Annotated in this window: 23 protein-coding genes; 19 read left to right on the plus strand and 4 right to left on the minus strand. The window is 33.2% G+C overall.

Translation table 11 applies throughout. The features are described from left to right. Window positions 1–69: 69 nt before the first annotated feature. Genes flhB through ACLHDE_RS04675 form a run of 14 tightly spaced genes read left to right on the plus strand, consistent with a single transcriptional unit; the run spans window position 70 to window position 12726 of the window. Complete coding sequence (gene flhB / locus ACLHDE_RS04610) at window positions 70–1119, plus strand: flagellar biosynthesis protein FlhB (RefSeq protein ID WP_415398033.1); 1050 nt, start codon at window positions 70–72, stop codon at window positions 1117–1119. Window positions 1120–1147: 28 nt separating this feature from the next. Then, complete coding sequence (locus ACLHDE_RS04615; RefSeq protein ID WP_415398034.1) at window positions 1148–1825, plus strand: DHH family phosphoesterase; 678 nt, start codon at window positions 1148–1150, stop codon at window positions 1823–1825. Window position 1826: 1 nt separating this feature from the next. After that, on the plus strand, window positions 1827–3194 hold the full coding sequence (locus ACLHDE_RS04620; protein WP_415398035.1) for a M23 family metallopeptidase: 1368 nt from the start codon (window positions 1827–1829) through the stop codon (window positions 3192–3194). Between the two features lie 15 nt (window positions 3195–3209). Then, window positions 3210–4094 carry a UDP-3-O-acyl-N-acetylglucosamine deacetylase gene (lpxC, locus tag ACLHDE_RS04625; protein ID WP_415398036.1) on the plus strand — a complete coding sequence of 295 codons (885 nt, stop codon included), beginning with the start codon at window positions 3210–3212 and terminating at the stop codon, window positions 4092–4094. Then, the gene (locus ACLHDE_RS04630; RefSeq protein WP_415398037.1) at window positions 4087–4548 is read left to right on the plus strand and encodes a hypothetical protein; all 462 of its coding nucleotides are present in this window, start codon (window positions 4087–4089) and stop codon (window positions 4546–4548) included. The genes lpxC and ACLHDE_RS04630 overlap by 8 nt, the downstream gene beginning before the upstream one ends. Window positions 4549–4556: 8 nt before the next feature. Further along, window positions 4557–5438, plus strand: a complete 882-nt coding sequence (thrB, locus tag ACLHDE_RS04635) for a homoserine kinase (RefSeq protein ID WP_415398038.1) — start codon at window positions 4557–4559, stop codon at window positions 5436–5438. A gap of 31 nt (window positions 5439–5469) precedes the next feature. Further along, entirely contained in the window at window positions 5470–5733 is a 264-nt protein-coding gene (locus ACLHDE_RS04640) for a hypothetical protein (RefSeq protein ID WP_415398039.1), read from the plus strand. After that, the gene (gene infB / locus ACLHDE_RS04645; protein WP_415398040.1) at window positions 5717–8323 is read left to right on the plus strand and encodes a translation initiation factor IF-2; all 2607 of its coding nucleotides are present in this window, start codon (window positions 5717–5719) and stop codon (window positions 8321–8323) included. The genes ACLHDE_RS04640 and infB overlap by 17 nt, the downstream gene beginning before the upstream one ends. Continuing rightward, window positions 8324–8683: a 30S ribosome-binding factor RbfA gene (rbfA, locus tag ACLHDE_RS04650; RefSeq protein ID WP_415398041.1), complete on the plus strand. Its 360-nt coding sequence runs from the start codon at window positions 8324–8326 to the stop codon at window positions 8681–8683. It begins immediately after the preceding gene. Further along, window positions 8680–9129: a ribosome maturation factor gene (locus ACLHDE_RS04655; protein WP_415398042.1), complete on the plus strand. Its 450-nt coding sequence runs from the start codon at window positions 8680–8682 to the stop codon at window positions 9127–9129. The genes rbfA and ACLHDE_RS04655 overlap by 4 nt, the downstream gene beginning before the upstream one ends. A 51-nt stretch (window positions 9130–9180) precedes the next feature. Continuing rightward, complete coding sequence (gene ribD / locus ACLHDE_RS04660; RefSeq protein WP_415398043.1) at window positions 9181–10191, plus strand: bifunctional diaminohydroxyphosphoribosylaminopyrimidine deaminase/5-amino-6-(5-phosphoribosylamino)uracil reductase RibD; 1011 nt, start codon at window positions 9181–9183, stop codon at window positions 10189–10191. Window position 10192: 1 nt separating this feature from the next. Next, window positions 10193–10918 carry a bifunctional demethylmenaquinone methyltransferase/2-methoxy-6-polyprenyl-1,4-benzoquinol methylase UbiE gene (gene ubiE / locus ACLHDE_RS04665; RefSeq protein WP_415398044.1) on the plus strand — a complete coding sequence of 242 codons (726 nt, stop codon included), beginning with the start codon at window positions 10193–10195 and terminating at the stop codon, window positions 10916–10918. A gap of 21 nt (window positions 10919–10939) precedes the next feature. Then, a complete protein-coding gene (xseA, locus tag ACLHDE_RS04670) occupies window positions 10940–12127 on the plus strand; it encodes an exodeoxyribonuclease VII large subunit (RefSeq protein WP_415398045.1) in 1188 nt (395 codons plus the stop codon). After that, the gene (locus ACLHDE_RS04675; RefSeq protein WP_415398046.1) at window positions 12124–12726 is read left to right on the plus strand and encodes a hypothetical protein; all 603 of its coding nucleotides are present in this window, start codon (window positions 12124–12126) and stop codon (window positions 12724–12726) included. Before xseA ends, ACLHDE_RS04675 begins: the two co-directional genes overlap by 4 nt. An 82-nt stretch (window positions 12727–12808) precedes the next feature. Here the strand turns inward: ACLHDE_RS04675 and sppA are convergent, their stop codons facing one another. From sppA to ACLHDE_RS04695, 4 genes are all read right to left on the minus strand, one after another. After that, window positions 12809–13678, minus strand: a complete 870-nt coding sequence (sppA, locus tag ACLHDE_RS04680) for a signal peptide peptidase SppA (RefSeq protein ID WP_415398047.1) — start codon at window positions 13676–13678, stop codon at window positions 12809–12811. Further along, complete coding sequence (locus ACLHDE_RS04685; RefSeq protein ID WP_415398048.1) at window positions 13678–14898, minus strand: metal-dependent hydrolase; 1221 nt, start codon at window positions 14896–14898, stop codon at window positions 13678–13680. Before ACLHDE_RS04685 ends, sppA begins: the two co-directional genes overlap by 1 nt. Window positions 14899–14966: 68 nt before the next feature. Next, window positions 14967–16097 (minus strand): glycosyltransferase, encoded by a 1131-nt coding sequence (locus ACLHDE_RS04690; RefSeq protein WP_415398049.1) that lies wholly within the window; start codon window positions 16095–16097, stop codon window positions 14967–14969. Further along, complete coding sequence (locus ACLHDE_RS04695) at window positions 16094–17458, minus strand: FAD-dependent oxidoreductase (RefSeq protein WP_415398050.1); 1365 nt, start codon at window positions 17456–17458, stop codon at window positions 16094–16096. The genes ACLHDE_RS04690 and ACLHDE_RS04695 overlap by 4 nt, the downstream gene beginning before the upstream one ends. A 141-nt stretch (window positions 17459–17599) precedes the next feature. Between ACLHDE_RS04695 and ACLHDE_RS04700 the strand changes: the two genes are divergently transcribed. From ACLHDE_RS04700 to ACLHDE_RS04720, 5 genes are all read left to right on the plus strand, one after another. Next, window positions 17600–17935, plus strand: a complete 336-nt coding sequence (locus ACLHDE_RS04700) for a hypothetical protein (protein WP_415398051.1) — start codon at window positions 17600–17602, stop codon at window positions 17933–17935. A 78-nt stretch (window positions 17936–18013) separates the two neighbouring features. Continuing rightward, entirely contained in the window at window positions 18014–18499 is a 486-nt protein-coding gene (gene aroQ / locus ACLHDE_RS04705; protein ID WP_415398052.1) for a type II 3-dehydroquinate dehydratase, read from the plus strand. Next, window positions 18499–18987 carry a 2-amino-4-hydroxy-6-hydroxymethyldihydropteridine diphosphokinase gene (folK, locus tag ACLHDE_RS04710; RefSeq protein ID WP_415398053.1) on the plus strand — a complete coding sequence of 163 codons (489 nt, stop codon included), beginning with the start codon at window positions 18499–18501 and terminating at the stop codon, window positions 18985–18987. The genes aroQ and folK overlap by 1 nt, the downstream gene beginning before the upstream one ends. After that, a complete protein-coding gene (gene flhF, locus ACLHDE_RS04715) occupies window positions 18984–20255 on the plus strand; it encodes a flagellar biosynthesis protein FlhF (protein WP_415398054.1) in 1272 nt (423 codons plus the stop codon). Before folK ends, flhF begins: the two co-directional genes overlap by 4 nt. Next, entirely contained in the window at window positions 20252–21136 is an 885-nt protein-coding gene (locus tag ACLHDE_RS04720; RefSeq protein WP_415398055.1) for a MinD/ParA family protein, read from the plus strand. Before flhF ends, ACLHDE_RS04720 begins: the two co-directional genes overlap by 4 nt. The last annotated feature ends 16 nt before the right edge of the window (window positions 21137–21152 follow it).

The following is a 21152-nucleotide window of genomic DNA, read 5'->3' on the forward strand; positions in this document are numbered from 1 at the left end:
CGCTGAGGCTACTAAAGTTTGACTCCTTATGGAGTCAGATAGAATACAAAAAGTTGGTAATTATATATTATGGCTGATGATGCTGAAAAGACAGAAGAACCCACCCCCAAAAAGATAGAAGATGCCAGGAAAGAGGGGAATGTTCCCAAGTCTCAAGATACTTCGGGAGTTATTACTCTCTTTGTTGCGATACTTTCTATATTGATGCTATTTCCTTATATGAGTAATCATATGTTACAGCTGTTTAAATACTATTTTTCTTTGATTGGTACTCCCTTAGATAAGTTGTTTATGATTGATATAGCTATTGTGACAGTAAGAGAATTTCTTCTTATTATTATGCCTTTAGCTATCGCGGTTGCTATATCAGGTGTTATAGCGGGATTTGCACAGTTTGGATTTCTATTTACAACAAAAGCTATCATGCCAGATTTTAAAAAAATTGATCCAATAAAGGGAACTAAGAACCTATTTTCCATGAAAAAAGCAATAGAATCGGTAAAGATAACTTTTAAATCTTTTACTACCTTGGGTATTGGATTTATCTTTTTCTTTTTGTACATTACTGAGCTTCCTACAGTTGCTCTGTTTAGTTTAGGAGAACAGCTTATTTGGTTAAAGGACAAGGCAATTATCTTATCCTTTGTTATGCTGTTAATTATTTTTGTATTTGCAATGATTGATATTATTATAGTTAGAAAACAGTATTTTGATGGTCTTAAGATGAGCAAACAAGAGATCAAAGATGAGATGAAAAATATGGAGGGTGATCCTTTAATTAAAGGCAAAATTCGCCAGATTCAGATGGAAGCTTCTAGAAAAAGAATGATGGCAGAAGTACCAAATGCTGATGTAGTTATTACCAATCCAACACACTATGCGGTTGCTTTGAAATATGAAGAGACTAAGCGTGCACCAATAGTAGTCGCAAAAGGTATGGATAATATTGCTCAGCAGATTAAAAAAATAGCAAGAGAGAATAGTGTGCATATTGTTCAGAATCCACCACTAGCAAGAAGTTTATATGCTAAAGTGGAGATTGATAAGCCAATACCCGAAGAGCTATTTGCAGCAGTTGCTGAAGTACTAGCTTATGTTTATAAAATGAATAGAAAATAGTGTATAATCACTCAATTGTGAGATAGATATGAATAATTTTTTAGATGGAATTAATAACGCAAAATATGTTGTGATAGTTGCAGATGTAAAGAATCTGCCAAGTGCTAGTGCCTTATATACACATATACTTAGGCTACACAAAAAAGTTTCTTTGGTCTGTGAGACAGAATATATAGATAAAAGACTCTCTTTTTTACCATGGTTTGAAAAAATAAAATCTACGAAAATTTCATCAGCTGATTTTATAATAGAGCTTGATAGTAGTAGTCTTGAACTTTTTAATTTGTTTAAAAATAACAATATCAAGATAAATAATAAAATGGCGACAGCACTTTATGCAGGGCTTTTGCAAGAGAGTAACGGCTTTTTAAATTCTGATGTCAATGGTACATTTTTTGCTTCGATAAAGGAATTGATAGAATGTGGTGCAGATTATAAAACTTGTAATGATTTTATAATGAAAAGAACTACCTTATCCGCGCTTAGGTTAAAAGCGCTAATGTTAAAGAATATGCTTCTTCAAAACTCTGCAAAAGCTGCTGTATTTTGCATCAGTGATGATGATTTAAAATCAACAGGTGCAACTCTCCAAGATTGCAATGAAGTGTTAGAAGAAGCGTTAATGCTTCCTTATGTAGAGTTGTCAGTTCTTTTAGACACAAATAAAGAGTATGAAATTTTAAAAATAAAAGTTAAGGAAATATAGATTGAGAAAAAGAAACAGTAAGTCTTCGTTAGGTATTAAATTAATATTTGCTTTGGCAATAGCAGGAGCTGTATATGTGTATAGTTCTGGATTGTTTGAGAGAGAAGCTCCAAATGTTAATCTAGATTCAAACGGTTATTGGAATTTAAAGAAACCACTAAAAATTAATATAGATGATAAGAGTGGTATTAAATCATACAGTGTAATTTTAAAAAGTAAGGATGATGAAAATACTCTACATTACGAGCAATTTATAACACCAAAAGGTTCACTGAGCGTAGAAGTTGAACCACCAAGAAGTGCTTATGCTATGAAAGATAAAAGCATTAAGATTATTGTTGAGGCTACAGATGCAAGTAAGTGGAATTTTTTAAACGGAAATACATCTATCAAAGAGTTTGATCTTAAAATCGATAAAAAAAGACCTGAGCTTTCAATTATAAATAATTCATATAAGATTAAAAAGGGTGGTGCAGCACTTGTTATCTTTAAAGTAGATGATGAAAACTTAAAAGAGTTTTATATTCAGACGAACAATGACAAAAGATTTAAAGCACAGCCTTTTTATAAAAAAAACTACTATATATCTCTACTAGCATGGCCTGTAACAAGTGATAGTTTTAAGGCAACTGTTGTTGCAAAAGATTATGCAGGGAATAGTTCAAAATCATATATACCGCTTTATATAAAGCAAAAAAAGTATAAAGTATCTAATATTAAGTTAAGTGATAAATTTTTAAAAGGAAAAATTGCTCAATTAGCAGAAGAGTTTGTAGAGACACAAGGTGTAGAAGATTCAATAGAACAATTTAAAATAATAAATGAAGATGTAAGAGCTAAAAATGAGAAACTTATACATGAGGTAACTTCTAAAGTCTCAGATGAAATGATAAGTGATTTTAAAATAAATAGAATGTATCCACTTAAAAATGCACAGGTTGTTGCTACATTTGGAGATCATAGAAAGTACTCTTATAAGGGTGACCATATAAGTGAGTCATATCACTTAGGTCTCGATATGGCAAGTAATGCTCAGGCTCAAATAAAACCTCAAAATGGTGGTGAAGTTGTATACTCTGATTATAATGGTATATACGGAAACATGCCAATTATTCATCATGGGCTTGGACTTTATACTTTATATGGACACTGTTCAAGTGTACAAGTTAATAGCGGTGATGTTGTTAATGCAAAAGATAATGTAGCTAATACAGGTAAAAGTGGTTATGCTATGGGCGATCACTTACATTTTGGTGTTTTAATACAAGGTGTTGAAGTTCGTCCTGCAGAGTGGATGGACAAAGAGTGGATGCGCTTAAATATAAGTGATATTATTAAAAATGCCAAAGAAATTATAGATAGAAGCTAGAAGGAGATAGATAATATGTATCAAACTACTATTAAAAAAGCTGTTGAGTTAGTTGGAATTGGATTACACAAAGGAATACCTGTTCGATTAAGGCTAGAACCATTAGAGTCTAACAGTGGGATAGTTTTTTATAGAAGTGATGTAGATGTTGCAATCGCACTTATACCTGAAAATGTAGTTGACACTAAAATGGCAACTGTTATTGGTAAAGATGGTGTAGTTATTTCTACAATAGAGCATATGCTATCTGCTGTTTATGCATATGGAATTGATAATCTAAAAGTAATAGTTGATGCTGATGAAGTTCCGGTTATGGATGGAAGCAGTGCAAGTTTTTGTATGCTTTTAGATGAGGCTGGCATTCAAGAACTAGATATGCCAAAAAAAATAATGCGTATTAAAAAAGAGATCATTGTTCAAGAAGGTGAGAAGTATGTAAAACTATCACCTTCTCCTGATCTTAAATATGACTTTACAATTAAATTTCCTCATCCTGTAATTAATAAACAAGAGTATGTTTTAGAGTTTACAAAAGAGAGTTATAAAAATGAGATAGCAAGAGCTAGAACATTTGGTTTTTTACATGAGGTTCAATACCTTCGTTCAAAAGGCTTGGCACTTGGTGGTACTTTAGAAAATGCAATTGTGTTAGATGATAAAAAGATTTTAAACCCTGAAGGCTTGAGATTTCCAGATGAGTTTGTAAGACATAAAATATTAGATGCAATTGGAGACATGTCTCTTATTGGTATGAACTTTATAGGTAACTATGAAGCAATGGCAGGAAGTCATGATTTAAATCATAAGTTAACTATCGAACTACTGAAGAATCCTGAAAATTATGAAGTCATAGAGCTTGTAGGTGAAAAGACTGCGGAGTTAGAAAAAGCATATGCCTAAGATTGTAGACGTTGTTCTAGTTGCTTTGTCTTCTCCAATACAAGTTGGAATATATGAAGATAAAAAGCTTATAGAGACTATAAAAAGTCAAGAAAAAAGCTCAGATATTTTACCAAAACTATATGATGATATTTTAAAAAAATATAAAGTAAAAAATCTTTTTTATGCAAATGGACCTGGAAGTTTTATGGCCATAAAAGTTGCGTATATTTTTCTAAAATCTATTAGTGTTTTGAAAAATATACCACTTTTTGCAACAGATGCATTTTATTTTAATGAAAATCAACCTATAAAAGCGATTGGAAAGCTATATTTTGTTAAAGTTTCATCAGAAATAAAAACTCAAAAATTAGAAACAGCACCAAATATGGAGTTTAAACTCCAAACTGTGCTAGAATATAGTGAGTTTAGCACAACAGCAACGCCTCTTTACGGTATTGGAGCTGTTGGATAGGAAAATAATTGACAATAAGTGTACCAGCAACAAGTGCTAACCTAGGACCAGGATTTGATTCTTTAGGCTTAGCTGTAGATTTAAGAAACAAAGTTGAGTTTCATCCATCAAAATTTTTCAGTGTTAGCATTAAAGGTGAGGGTGAAAATAATCCAAGGTTAAAAGGTAATAATCTTTTCGTAAGTATATTTAATGACCATTTTAATAGATTAACTCAGAAAAAACAAAATTTTAAATTTACATTTTATAATCAAATTCCAATGTCACGAGGACTTGGAAGTTCATCTGCCGTAATTGTTAGTGCAATTGCAAGTGCACATGAAGCGGCCGGTATAAGAGTCTCAAAAAGAAGAATTTTAAATCATGCACTTTTTTATGAATCGCATCCAGATAATATTACACCAGCGGTTATGGGTGGCTTTAATGCTGCAACAGTTGAGAAAAATAAGGTTTTTTCACAGAGAAAACATCTTCCGACATATTTAAAGGCTATAGTTACTATACCAAATAAACCGATAAATACATCAAAGGCTAGAACACTTTTGCCAAAATCTTACTCTAAAGAGAATGCAATATACAATTTATCACACACAGCTTTAACAGTAGGAGCATTTTTTAATGAAGATTGGGAAATGCTAAAACTTTCTGCACAAGATAGATTTCATCAAAAAGCCAGAATGAAAGTACTACCTGAACTATTTTCTGTACAGAAGATTGCATATGAAAGTGGTGCACTAATGAGTACACTCTCTGGGAGTGGATCTACATTTTTTTCAATGGCATATGATGAAGATTCAGCTATAATTGCAAATAAATTAAAGCAAAAATTTCCTGATTTTACTGTGAAAACCTTGGATTTTGACAACAATGGATTGGTAATAGAGAGATAACCTCTATTAAATCAAGTAAGATTAAGATATAATGGCGAAAAAATTTAATCAACCTCTTCGAATGTGCATCTCTTGTAGAAATAGAGAAGCTCAAAGCAATCTACTGAGACTTCAATGTATTGATGGTTCAATAGAAGTATTCAAAGGTATTGGGAGAAGTTTTTATTTATGCCAAAATTGTATCTTTGAAGAGAAAAAAGTTTTAAAAGCACTTATGCGTCAATGTAGAAGTGGAGACAAAGATAAATTTACGAACAAACTAAAGGAGATCATCACTGATGATAGAAAAAGTTAGAGTACACGAAATTGCAAAAGAACTAGGAATAGCTTCTAAAGATGTTTTAGAAAAAGCAAAAAAAATGGGTCTTGAAGTAAAGTCGGCACAAAGCGTAGTGACAATGGAGCAAGCTGAGGGATTAGCAAACTTCATAATGAATGGTGAAGTTACCACTGAGTCAGTAAAACCTGCAGATAAAACACCGATTAAAGCAAAAAGTGATACTCCAAAACAAGAAGAAACTCCTGAAGTAGAAGAGAAGCCTGTAAATAAAAAAGCTCCCAAAGAAGTTGAAGAAGATTCTAAAATAGAGATTGTTAAAGAAGAAATAGCTGTTGTTGAGACAAAAGAAGAGCCCAAAACTGAAGTAGTAGAAGAAAGTAAAAGTTCTTTAAAAGTGGTTGTTCCTGTTGTTGCCCGTCAGATTAAAAGAACAGGTCTTAAAATTGTTAAAAAGAAAAAGCCAAAAATTGTGGAGACTTATTCAGCTCCTCAAAAACAAGCAGCATCAGTATCTTCTTACGGTAAGATGAGTGCTGAAGTTTTAGAAGAATTGGCTCAAAAGAAAAAGTCTAAACACGGTAGTGCAACACCTACAAGAAAAAAAGAATCTGGTAAAAGAATAGATATCTTTGGTGGAGCTATGAATGAAGTTTCTATGGATATGGATGATCAAGTTACTCTACTTGATTTAAATTCTACAGAGAGAGCTCCACTTCCTGTTGAAGAACCTAGAAAACCTCGCGCACCAAAGCCAGCTGGTAGAAATGCAAATAAGAAACAAGCACCTCGTGGTAGAAAAGTTTCTCGTGATAAAAGAAAAAAATACGTAAAAGCTACTCAAGAAGAAGAGATAGTAACCCATGTCGAGATTCCTGAAGATATCCGTGTTTATGAGTTTGCAGAAGCACTAAAACGTCCTATATCTGATGTAATTAAAGTTCTTTTTGATCTTGGTATGATGATGACTAAGAATGACTTTTTAGGTAATGATGAGATTGAGATATTAAGTGAAGAATTTGAAGTTGAAGTAACAATTATAGATCCTAAAGATGAGTTTACTCATGCAGAAGAAGATATTGAAGAAGATTTAGACGCAACTGAAAGAGCTCCTGTAATTACTATTATGGGTCACGTTGATCATGGTAAAACATCTCTTTTAGATGCAATTCGTAAAGCAAAAGTAACTGAAGGTGAAGCTGGTGGAATTACTCAGCATATTGGTGCTTATACAATTCAACAGCATGCTAAACCTATTACTTTCATAGATACTCCTGGTCACGCTGCATTTTCAAATATGCGTCAAAAAGGTACTGATATTACAGATATTATCATTATTGTTGTAGCTGCTGATGATGGTGTTAAGCCTCAAACTCTTGAAGTTATCAAGATGGCAAAAGAATCAGGTGCTCCTATTATTGTTGCACTTAACAAAATGGATAAAGAAACTGCTCAACCAGATATGGTTAAAGGTCAAATGGCTGAACATGGAATCAATCCAGTTGATTGGGGTGGAGATATAGAGTTTGTACCTGTTTCTGCAAAATCTGGACTAGGTATTGATGATTTACTTGAAAATATTCTTACAACTGCTGAAATATTAGAATTAAAAGCAAATAAGCAAGCGATGGCAAAAGCTGCTGTAATTGAGTCTTCACTGGAAAAAGGTCGTGGTCCGGTTGCAACTGTAATTGTTCAAAACGGTACTTTGAAAGTTGGAGATTATGTTGTATGTGGTAGTGCTTATGGTCGTGTAAAAGCTTTAATAGATGAGCATGGAAAACAGATTAAATCTCTTCTTCCAAGTCATACGGCTGTTGTTGCTGGTCTTAATGAAGTTCCTGCATCTGGTGAAGTTATGATGGCAATGAACAGTGATAAAGAAGCTAAAGAGTACGCTCTTAAACGTCACGAGTATGATAGACATAAAGAGCTTTCTCACTCGACTAAGTCAACTCTAGAAGATATGACTTCTATGATTGCTGAGGGTAAACTAAAATCACTTAAAGTTGTACTTAAAACTGATGTGCATGGTTCTCTTGAAGCTATTAGAACTTCACTTAATGAGCTTAGAAATGATGAAGTTAAGATTAATGTTATCTCTTCAGGCGTTGGTGGGATTACAGAAAATGATGTTGAGCTAGTTTCTAACAGTGAAAATTGTGTACTTCTTGGTTTTAATGTTCGTCCTACAGGTAGTGTAAAAGCACTTGCTAAACAAAGAAATGTTGATATTAGAACTTATTCTATTATCTATCAACTACTAGATGATATCACTGGTATGTTAACTGGTATGATGGCACCGAAATTTACTGAAGAGAATACCGGTCAAGCCGAAGTTAGAGAAGTATTTAAAATACCTAAAGGTGTTGTTGCTGGTTCTGTTGTTGTTGATGGTAGACTTATCCGTGGTGGAATGGTTCGTGTTATTCGTGAAGGTGTTGTTCATTATGAAGGTGAGCTTACTTCACTTAAACGATTCAAAGATGATGTTGAAGAAATTGGTAATGGTTATGAATGTGGGGTTGTTATTAGTGGTTATGATGATGTTGTACCTGGTGATATTCTTGAAACATTCAAAAAAGTTGAACAAAAAGTTTCTTTATAGATGACAGAAGCTCAAATAAAGTTAAAGCGAACGGAGTCGGTTCTCGGTGAATTAATTCCTCAAGCGTTAGGTTCTCTAAATGACAAAAGACTTCATGACTTGGAGATTTTAGAAGTTAAATGTTCTCGTGGTAAAAGTGATGCAAAAGTTTACATAAATCCAAGTGAATTCAGCGAACAGGAAAAACGAGACTATTTAAAGCTATTAAGAAATGCTAGACCTATAGTTGAGACATTTTGTCTTAAAGATCAGGGTTGGTACCGTTGTCCAAAATTTACATTTGAGTTTGATGAGCAGATAAAAAAATCACAAGATATAGAAGAATTATTTAAAAAAATCGCGAAAAAGGATGAAGAATGAGTTTAGAGAGTGATATAAATTCATTAGTAACATCTGTTGATTTAGAACTTTATGATACTGTAGTTGTAAGTGAAAATGATGAAACAATTTACCGTGTAAGTGTAATTTCAAAAGAAGTTATAGATGGAAAAAGAAGTGGAGTTAGTCTTGATAGTTGTGTTGAGTTAACACACATGATATCTCCACTGTTAGATGTTACACCTCCTGTTTCTGGTGATTATAGACTTGAAGTTGGTACTCCTGGTATTGAGAGAAAACTATCTACATTAAAACATTTTTTAAAATCTATTGGTGAAAATGTTTCTCTTTTACTTAGTAATAAAGAGAAATACAAAGGCAAACTTCTAAAAGTTGAAAATTCAAAGATAATTTTAAATGTTGAAGATGAAGTAGTTGAAGTTGATTTCAAAGATATTTCAAAAGCTAAAACTTACTTTGAATGGTAATGTAAAGCATTAGATAATGGGCTTTGCTTCTTATCTACTTAGGATAATGCAATGGTAATAAATTCTAACTTTTACATGAACCTCGCTTTGAGTGAAGCTTGGAAATATCAGGGTCTGACTTATCCAAATCCGCCAGTTGGCTGTGTAGTAATCGGCTTAAACAATGAACTGCTCTCTGTAGAAGCTCATCAAAAAGCCGGAAGCCCTCATGCTGAAGTTTTAGCACTTCAAACGGCATACTTTAAACTCACAAATGATTCTAAAATACTCGAAATTACATCTTCAAACCAAATCCATACCTTTCTTTTACAACATCATAATAATTGCTTTAATGATATTTCTCTTTATACCACACTAGAGCCATGCTCTCATATTGGCAAAACTCCATCATGTGCATCTTTGATTTCTGAACTTGGCATTAAAAAAATATTTGTAGGATCTAATGATATTAATATACAAGCATCTGGTGGAAATAATATATTGAAAAAAAGTGGAGCTGAAGTTCAGACATCTGTGTTGGAAAATAAGTCGCAAAACTTGATAGCACCTTTTAATATGTGGAATCAAGATAAATTTGTATTTTTTAAATGGGCACAAAGATTAAATGGCACTACAGATGCTGGAAATGTTAGCTCTATTCATTCCAGAACAAATGTTCATGCTATGAGAGATGTATGCGATTTGCTTGTAATTGGTGGAAATACAGTTAGAGTTGATAGACCAACTCTAGATGCAAGACTAATCAATGGTAAAGCTCCAGATATCTTGATACTTTCAAGGGAAAAAGAGTTTGATAAATCAATACCACTCTTTGGAGTTAAAGATAGAAATGTATTTATAGAGGATAATTTCTCACAATTAGATAATTATAAAAATATAATGATAGAAGGAAGTTCAACAATGTTTGAGCTTTGCAAAGAAATAGTTGATTATTACTTATGTTATTTAGCACCAACAATGAGTGGAGAGAGCGGATTTGAAAAAGTAGAAGAAAAGTTTGAAATTTTAAATATATACCAAGAAGAGCAAGATATAATCATGTGGATGAAAAGGGAAAAGTAATATGCAAAAACAAAAAACACAAAAACAAGAAAAAATTGTCTCAATGTTTGATGATATAGCACCAACGTATGACACGGCAAATCGTGTAATGAGTATGGGCGTAGATAAAAGTTGGAGACGAAAAGCTTGTGATTTAGCTTATAAATATTATGCTAAAGACTCTCTTGATGTAATTGTAGATGTGGCCTGTGGAACAGGTGATATGATGGACTTTTGGCGTTCTCGTGCTAGTATATTGGGTATAGCTATTGGTGAAATTGTAGGTGTTGACCCATCAGTTGGAATGGTAGATGTGGCACGAAAAAAATATCCTAAGTTCAACTATCATATTTCTAAAGCAACTGAGATTCCACTCAAAGATGCCAATGCTGATTTTCTAAGTATCACTTATGGTATTAGAAATGTTGTTGAGAGAAAAAAAGCTTTAAATGAGTTTAACAGAGTTCTTAAAAAAGATGGACTTGTAATCATTCTTGAATTTATGAAGAATGAAAATCCATCTTTGCTTGGTCAGATTAGAGATTTTTATATGAATAAAATCTTACCAAAAGTAGGTGGATTTATCTCTAAAAATTTAGAAGCATATGAGTATCTACCTAACTCTATAGAAGATTTTTCAACAGTTGAAAATATGCAGCATGAGCTTGAAAATGCAGGTTTTGAGATGCTATATACAAAAAGTTTTTCTATGGATATCTCAACACTTCTAATAGCTAGAAAAAAATAATTATTAAATGAAGGTGAAGCTTTGAATATTTTAAATGTTTCATCACTTAATGAGCAGATTAAAACTCTTTTAGAGAGTAGTTTTTCTCGTGTTCTTGTCGAGGGAGAACTCTCTCGAATTACTTTTCACAATAGTGGACATATATACTTCACTCTAAAAGATGCTAACTCAACTCTAAAAGCTGTAATGTTTAGAGGCAATGCATCTAAACTCAAGTTTGCGTTAAAAGAGGGTTTAAAAGTCATCTTAGATGGTGCTATAACTCTTTATAAACCTCGTGGTGAGTACCAAATAAACTGTTTCTCAATAGAACCTGCAGGTCATGGAGCTCTAGCTTTAGCTTATGAGCAATTAAAACAAAAACTTTCATCTCAAGGTTATTTTGAGCCAAGTATAAAAAAACAACTCCCAAAGTTCCCTAAAAAAATAGCACTTGTTACATCAGCAACTGGAGCCGCTTTGCAAGATATGCTAAGAGTTGCAAACTCTAGATATAGAGCATTAGAGATAGATATTTATGATGTTTTAGTTCAAGGAGAGAGTGCAGCTTCATCCATAGCAAACGCAATTATAGTAAGTGATACAAAAGAGTATGACTTTATAATAATAGGTCGTGGCGGTGGAAGCATAGAAGACTTATGGGCTTTTAATGAGGAGATAGTAGCAGATGCTATTTTTAGAGCTTCAACACCTATTATTTCTGCTGTAGGTCATGAAATAGACTGGTTAATCAGTGATTTTGTTTCAGACTTAAGAGCACCTACTCCAAGTGCTGCAATGGAGATGGCATTGCCGGATTCTAATGAACTCTACCAAACACTAGATTCAATTGCATCTCAGTATACACAACTTATGACTCAAAAAATAGAGAGTTCAAAACAAGAACTGACTTATATGTATAACTTATATTCTACTCATTCAATAGAGCGAAAGTTAGAGCAGAAGATGCAAGAGGTAAAAATTTTTAAAGATTCTTTTTCTCATGCAATGACTTCAAGATTTAATGTTGCTCAAAATCAAGTTTTAAATCTACAAAAGATGCTAGAATCAAATCATCCAAAATTTAAAAGTAAAAAAGGCTTTGCACAAATATCACAAGCCTCAAAAGTTATAGACATATCTAGCTTAAATGTTGGAGATGAATTTATGGCACAGAGCGATGAAGTTAGTATAAGTGCAAAAGTTATAAAGAAGGAAAATATTATATGAATTATCCAGATTTTTTCAATGAAGTAGAAGTTATAAAAGTACAAGATCCACTTTCAGCTGTTTTAGGTGCATTTGCAAAAGGCGAGTATGAGTTTAACTACCTAGATGTAGTTAAATCAGCAGGACACAGTTGTCCAACTGTAGCAGGCGCTTACCTGATAACAGCAGAAGCTCTAAAAGCTCTCTACAATGATGAGCTGGCAGTTCGTGGAAATATCAAAGTAGAGTTTAAAGAGCAGCTAGAAGATGGTGTTGCTGGAGTTATTAGTAATGTTGTATCCCAAATTACAGGAGCAACTGATAAGAGTGGATTTAAAGGACTAGCTGGAAAATTTGCTAGACACTCTCTTATGGATTTTGATGCTAGTATTAGTTCATCAGCTAGATTCACTAGAGTTGACACTGGCAAAAGTGTAGATGTTATATATGATCCATCATCTGTTATGCCTAGCCCAAATATGCAACCATTAATGCAAAAAATGATGGGTGGTGCGGCCGAGCCGGCTGAAATTAAAGAATTTGGTGAACTTTGGCAAGACAGAGTAAAAAGAATTTTTGAAAATACTCAAAGTGTTGTAAAAGTTGTGCCATTAACCTAAGCGTATGGAACATTCTCAGAGAGAATGTTCACGGAAGCTTAGAGTAGAGTTAATGGTACTCTATACGCTCAAGCTAAGGGTTCTACCTTAAAACTAAAGCTGGAAAGTAAGTATGAAGAGTAACAGCCGTACTTGCTGATATTTTTTTCATAAACTTGTCAAACTTATTTTCTTTATTCCAAATCGGATGTTGGACTCCACTAAGTTGAATAAGCTTTATTTTTGCATCATAACTTACTCCAAGTGAATCAACTAACCCAACATCTTTAGCTTGGCTTGCTGTAAAAATATGAGCATTGGCAAACTGATTTCTCTTTTTGATGTCAAGACCTCTTGCATCTGCAACATCTTTTGTAAACATATTGTAAGTACCTTGAATTACTTTATTTAGTTCATTTACTTCATATGGCTTCCACGCTCTATCTGGAGTACCAATTTGCTTATATTTACCAGCCTGAACAGTCTGTGTTTTTATACCAATTTTACCCATAACTTCACTTAAATCTGCCCCTTGCATGATTACACCGATACTGCCTACCATGGAACCAGGATTTACAACGATTTCATCTGCCCAGATACTCGCATAGTAACTACCACTAGCGATAGTTCCAGCGGCATAAACTACAACTGGTTTTTTTGACTTTAATCTTTTTATAGCGTAAGCTACCTCTATAGATGGAGCAACCGCACCACCTGGGGAATTAACAACAAGTAAGACACCCTTTATACTATCGTTTGAGCTGGCATCATCAATTTGCTCTAAAACCTCTGATACTTCCATAATAGGACCAACCAAATTGATTTGTTGAAGATTGTTTGGAGTAAAGTCTTCATTGCTATCAGGAGCAAAAATCAAAAATAGTATAAGCACAAATACCATGGCTTTGAAGTGATTCTGAATAAAACTCATTGTTGCTGTAATTGGTAAAAATAGTTTTTTTATAAATTGCATTAGTTTCCTTTTTCTAGTTTTCCATTTATGTAAACTTTAGAGATATTATATCTGTGAAGTATTAAATGAACAGCTAATTCGTCATTTGGTTCTTTATCTAAGTCAAGTATAAGCATGTCTGCATTTTTACCTTCAGCAATTTCTCCTGTATTTAGTCCAAGAGCTGCGGCCGCATTGACTGTAACACCTTTGATAAGATCTTGAGCAAATTTTAACAGAGGAGCACTACTGTGCATAAATAAGGACATCTTCATCTCTTCAAACAAGTCAAGTTTATAATTTGAACTCAATCCGTCTGTAGCTACTATCCAGCGAATGTTTTTATCGTTTAATTCTTTTATATTTAGAGTTGGATTACCTAAGAGCCTATTTGAAATAGGGCAGTGGATAACTGTATGAGAATTAGAAGATATAGTCTCTAGTTCATCTTCATTTGCTTTAACTACATGTGTTAAAAGTGCATTATGACCATCAAAGTTTTCCAAAAACTCCTTAGAATCACACACCGCTGAGTTTTGTTTTAGCAGGTTTTGGAAAAAATCTTTAAAATCACCTTCACTGGAATCCAGCCAATTTCTCTCAGCTTCACTCTCCATAAAATGAGCTGTCAGTTTTAAGTTCTCATTTTTAACTATTTCAAGAGCTTTTTTGATAAGTATAGGGTGAACAGAGTAGGGTGAGTGAATAGCAACTGCTGGATAAAACCCCTCTCTTTGCACACTTTTTGAAGCATTTAAACGAGAAATAAAATCGCCAAAAAGAGCGTCTGCCATAGTTGCCTGAGAGCCAATAAGTTCATTAAAAAAAACAACATTTTGTTTAGCATTTGCACAAGCTTCTAAATCCATTCCATGTGAGCTTACTGCTCCAAATGTAGTAATCCCAGATGCCAGCATCGAGTCAACTGCTTTGCTCATGCACTCAGTGTCACATCCACCAATAAGCTCTTCACGATTTTCAATTACACTGTATAACCAGTTCATAAAGTCGCCATAACTAAGGCTAGTTTTATTCGCACTAAACTCTATGTGAACGTGAGCGTTAATAAGTCCAGGTATAAGTAGTGAGTTTTTTTCTAAAATAGTTACTTCTGCGTCTGGATACTCTTTTTTTAGTTCTTGCAAAGGAGCTATTTTATGTATCGTTTTCTCAAAAGCAACTGCTAAATCTGAAAGTAGGGTGTTGGGTGTTAATATATAGTTTGGTGATATTATTTGCATTTTTTATCTTTATAGTAAAAGTTTTGCATTATATTAAATAAGCAATGAAAAGCTCCTTTAGAGTCACTTTAAAGTGATTCTAACTCTTCATAAAGTTCTTTTGCCATAATTTCGTAGTTTCTTTTATGCTCTAATAATTTGTCTTGTCCTGCATGTCCCATTTTCGCAATTGCTTCTTCTGACATATCTATGATTTTTTCTAACTTAGCAACGATTTCATCACTTTCAAAATTACAAAACAGGGCATCTTCATCAGTGAATAGTGTACGATTTTTTGCATTATCAGTTAAAAGTGTAGGAATTGCACAAGTATAATAATCCATAACCTTTGCAGGTATCGCAGTTGAGTAAATAGGGATATCAGGAAGTAGTGCAATTCCAACGTCACAATCATCAATTTGAACCATAAGTTCATCTAAACTATCTGCTTTAGTAATTCTTACTTTATCAGAAATTGAAGGATATTTTTCCATTACACTTCTTGCAAAAGCAGAATCTAGTGTTGAGATGTTTAGACGCCAGTTACTTGAGTGAACTTTAGTAAAAGCAACTAAAACTTTTTCAAACTCTCGAAGAGAATCAAGTGTTCCTACATAGATAAAGTGACGTTCATCTCCATCTGATTTGCGGTGAGGTGTAATTCTTGCGGGGTCTAATCCTGCCGGCAGTGGAAAACTTCTAACCCCTGTATCTGCATAAAAAGTATCTTCCATATCTTTAGACGTTGGCATAAACAAATCACATTTAGCCAGAAGATTTTTTTTACTTTGTTTAGTAAAATAATTTTTTACAGTTGCCATAATTGAATTGCTATTATTTGCCTTATACGCTTCATAAATCTCTTCTCTTTTTGGAAAAGAGAGTCTATATCCTACTTTATATCCATACTTTTCACGATTTTCAAGAATATCTTTTAAAATATCTGGCTTATTACGAACAAATACATAATCATAAGAAGAGAGATCTACACCTTTAGAGACCATATAAGAAGATATCTCTTTTTTATACTGTTGAGGAACTACATAGTCTGTGCCTTTTGCCTGAAAACTATTTTTAAACTTTGTAAAATAGACAATATTTACATCATAATATTGTTTAAGATAACCGTTAAATAGTGGACCAATAGTTCCATGATCAGTATACTCTTGTTGATCTGTAATATATAAAAGTTTCTTTTTTATTTTATCTTGAGTTGTCATACTTCATCTCCGTGTATAGTTTGTTCTTCTACTAACTCATCATTAAAAAGTTTTTCATTAAAAGTAAATCCAAGATATTTACAGATTGACTCTACATCACGTACTGCATTACCAAGACAAGATGTAGCACCAGGTGAAGGTGTCATATTAAAAATGATACCTTCACCAGTATTTATAGAGGCTTCACCAAGCATAAGTTTTTTGTTTTTCTTATCAAGTATTTGAGGCCTAACACCACCAAAACCTTTGGCATAAGAGATATCTTCTTCACTAAGAGATGGAACAATCTTTCTTGCATCTTGAAGAAATAGTTTTTTGTTTATAAATGGAACTTCAAACATAAAGTTTTTTAGTACATAATTGCGAATATCAGAATCTTTAAATAAGTCATAAAATATTTTAATAACAGTAGAGTCAAGTCTTAATGTTTTGAAAAAATCTATGTAAGTTCCAGGCTTAAAACGTTCAAGTTTAGGTAGCATAAGTGCAGTTGGACCAAACCTTGTAAATCCGTTTACTAAGATATCAGGGTCACCGTGAAGTGCTGCAAAAGGTAGTTTAGGATTTTGAACCATATAAACTTTACCGTTTAAAATCTTGCGATTAGCCATGTAAAAACTTCCAGCCATCGGAAGACACCCAAAATCAAGTCCATGACCCATTCGATGCGCAAGATATAGAGAGTGAGCACCTGCATCTACTACAACAAAATCTGCAGTAAACTGACTCATTGTTGTCTCAATATGATAAGTACTACCAATCTTTTGGATATTTTTAACTTCATTGTTGAAAAAAATATCAGTAACTTTGTCTTTTATCTTAAGAGTGTTATCAATAAATGTATCGCTTAGTGCTTTAAAGTCAACAGTAGTATATTCACCTTGTGCACCCATTCCTACGATATCTTCAGGACGCTCTTTTCCATCTTTGTCAAAAATAACTGCAGGTTCTATCTCAGCCAACTGCTCTTTTGTGTAAAACTCTAGGTATGGATAGAGAGATTTAAACTCTTTATAGCGATTTTTTATGTAATCAACTTCCTCATAACCGACTCCTAGAGCCATCTTTTGGTGTGAGAATATTACTTTATTCTCATAGCCGTATTGAAGACAATATTTTTCTACCATTTTTGCTGTTCTTTTAACTTTTGCAGCTTTTTCTAGTGTGTAATTTGTTTCAATATCTCCACAATGGATGGTTTGTGAGTTAGCAGATCCATTAGAATTTAGTGATGCTAGAGAACCGTATTTCTCCAGTAAACATATGTTTTTTATGTCGGTATAGCGACCAAGTTCATAAAATAGGGCAGCACCGGAGACACCACCGCCTATTACAATTACATTGTAATGATTTTGAGTCATAATTTTCTCTTTTTAAATTGATTTAGTAGTTGTATTACAAGATGTTACGATAATATAAATTCAAACATTCTTAAACATATAGATAGAAATATATAATATGATATAATTGAATTAAAGAGATTATCAATAAAGGAGATTGTGATGAGTAAGTTTATAAAATTTGAAAACTTAGAAGAAGAACTTGTTGATTTAACAGATATACTTAAAAATAGTTTGCAGAGTGAGGTTTTGTCTATAAAAAAACTTTTGAAAAGTTGTGATAAGTTTAAACGTATATCAAAAGTAGTACCTGAATTGGAAGAAGCTAAATACGTTATTTTTTCAAAATATATGAATAAAAAATTTCATGATTCTGAGGCCTTTATCTTTGTGGATGCTACGGGTAAAAATGTATGCAGTCTTTCTGGTAGAGATATTGATCTTTATGACATGATTATGGATTGCGAAAATCTAGTAGAAAAAAAAGAACAGTATTGATTTTGTGTAACTCTTTTTAATATTATTTTGGATAGAATATCTCCTTAAAAGTTTTAATATTTACAAAAAAGGTAAGAAATGAAAGTAGTAGTTATCCAGGGTCCAAACTTAAATATGCTTGGTGTTCGTGAACAAAATATATATGGTCCAATGAAGTTGGAGCAGATTCACGCTCAAATGAAAGAATTTGCAACACAAAATAATATAGAAATAGAATTTTTTCAAAGTAATCTAGAGGGTGAGATCGTAGATAAAGTTCAAGAATGTTATGGAGATGCTGATGGCATTATTATCAATGCCGCAGCATATACTCATACTTCAATAGCTATTAGAGATGCAATTTCAGCAGTTGGCCTTCCTGCAATAGAGGTTCACATTAGTAATATTCATCGTCGCGAAGAATTTCGAAAAGAAAATATGATTGCACCTGTTTGTACATCATCTGTTGTTGGTTTCGGTCCTTTTGGTTACCACTTGGCAATGGTCGGTATGTTGCAAATCATGAGTGAGATGCAAGCAGCTCAAGAAATGCAAAAGCAACAACAAGCGCCAGCAGCTAAATAGTGTATATAAAGCGTAGGCTTAAAGATAGTTTAACAACCTTTAAAGGCTTGCATTTTGGGTCTAAAAGTAGATCCAAAAGTTCTCATCGTTACCGAGTTACAGTTGGTGTAGGCGGTAATGTTGGAGATGTTAAAAGAAGGTTTGAACATCTTTTTACATTTTTTAAAAGAGATAAAAGAGTTGAACTTTTACAAACATCGTTGATTTTGAAAAATCCTCCATTTGGTTTTATGAATCAAGAAGATTTTTTAAATTCAATTATTGTACTTCAAGTAAGCATGCAACCGTTAGCTTTTTTGGGGTACCTACACAGAGTAGAGAAAAAATTTGCACGCAAACGAAGTTTTGCAAATGCTCCAAGGACTTTAGATTTGGATATCATCTTTTTTGATAGTAGATTTATGAAAACAGATAGACTTACCATACCACATTTAAGTTGGTTTGAAAGAGAGAGCGTAGTGATTCCATTGGCGGATATAAATAGATGAAGATACTTACATTTACAGGTCGTACCCCTTCTGAAGCTCTAAAAAAAGCTAAGCTTGAGATAGGTGATAACGGTATGCTTATTGAGACTCGCGAGATTCAAAAGAAATCACTTGGCAGAGAGCCATTATATGAAATAGTTGTAGGTATAGACGGTAATGATATCCACGCAACTTATCCAAAAAAATCAAAGCCTCTGGAAAAACAAAAGCCATTAAGACAAGAGAGTGAAGATGTCCTTTATGACATTTCTAGTGCTGCAGCGCAGATATCTGAAATAGCAAATGTTACGGATCCTCTTTATGAATATGGAGTACCGAAAAAAACTCCTAACACATATGAGCCAAAAGAGTTAAAAGAGATAAAGTCAGAAATTAATAAACTTGGCGATAAAGTAAAATTGATTCAAAATATGTTTTGGGATGAAAAATCTCCTGATATTGAAAGTCAAATTCCATCAGAATTTGCTGAGATATATAGACTAGCATCTCAGAGTGGTATGGATAGAGATCATCTTGATGGCATCATGAGAATGACATTAGAGCATATGCCACACAAAATGAGAGAAAACTCTTCAACTGTTAAGAGATACTTTCAAACTCTTCTTAGAAAAATGATTCCAATTAGAAGAGAGAGTGTTCCGACTCCTGGTACTAAAAAAGTTATTATGCTTGTTGGTCCTACGGGTGTTGGAAAAACCACTTCAATAGCTAAACTTGCTGCACGATATTCATATCTATTACAAAAAAAGTATAAAGTAGGACTTGTGGTTTTAGATACTTACCGTATCGGTGCGGTTGAGCAGTTAATGCAATATGCTAGAATGATGAAACTTGGAATTGAGACTGTTGTTGACCCTCCAGAGTTTACTACTGCATTAAATTCACTTAGATACTGTGACTATATTCTTATAGATACAATGGGCTCAAGTCCATATGATAAAAATAAAATAGAAAAGATTTATGAGTGCTTGGAAGCTAATGATACAGAATATAACGTAGATGTAGTTTTAGTAATGCCTAGTTCTATTAAGTATGAAGACTTAAAGATTACCTATGAGAATTTTTCTACTCTAAATGTAGATACGGTTATGTTCACAAAACTTGATGAGACTATGGGATTTGGAAATATTTTCTCACTTGCTTATGAGACAAAAAGTCCTATTAGTTATTTCTCTGTTGGACAAGAAGTACCGGAAGATTTAGTATGTGCGAGTAGTGATTTTCTAGTAGAATGTTTACTTCACGGTTTTAACAGGAGTAAAGCATGATCGGCCATCAAGCTGAAAAACTAGAAGAACTAGTTGCTTTTAATTCAAAAGAGTTACAAAAAAAATCAAAGAAAACTAGATTTATTGCTATTACTAGTGGTAAAGGTGGAGTTGGAAAAAGTACAATCAGCTCTAACTTAGCTTATGTTTTGTCTCAAAGCGGTTTAAATGTAGGTATATTTGACGCTGATATAGGTTTAGCAAATCTTGATGTTATGTTTAATGTAAAGATTAAAAAGAACATACTGCATGTTTTAAAAGGAGAAGCTAGCGTTAGTGATATCCTTATTCCAATTACCAGAAACCTGATTCTAATTCCGGGTGAGAGTGGTAGCGAAATATTAAAATATGCAGATGCAGCACTTTTTAAAAGATTTATGGAAGAAGCTCAAGTTCTTGATAAACTAGATGTAATGATAATAGACACTGGTGCAGGAATAGGCGATCATATTCAAATGTTTTTAAATGCTGCTGATGATGTTATAGTTGTTACTGTTCCTGACCCAGCAGCAATTACTGACGCCTATGCGACTATTAAAACGGTAGCAACTTTAAGAAATGATATTGGCTTGATTATGAATCAAGTCAAAAATGAAAAAGAAGCCCAAGCAGTTTTTGAAAAGATTCGTAAAGTTGCATTAGCAAATATTGGCGAAAATTTGGATTTACAACTAATGGGTAAAATCAACAGTGATCTAAAAGTAAGTTCTTCTGTAAAGCGTAGAGCTCTTTTTAGTATTTTATATCCAAATTCTCAACCTCACACGGATATAACGGCAATAGCAAGTAAAATAGCGACTAGATTGGAACGAAATATGCTGGTTAGTTCAAACGAAAGTGGATTAACAGGGCTATTTAAACGCTTGATGGGACATTTTTAAGAATATTTTGGGGTAC

The sequence above is a fragment of the Sulfurimonas iocasae genome (assembly GCF_047716755.1).
Lineage (GTDB): Bacteria > Campylobacterota > Campylobacteria > Campylobacterales > Sulfurimonadaceae > Sulfurimonas.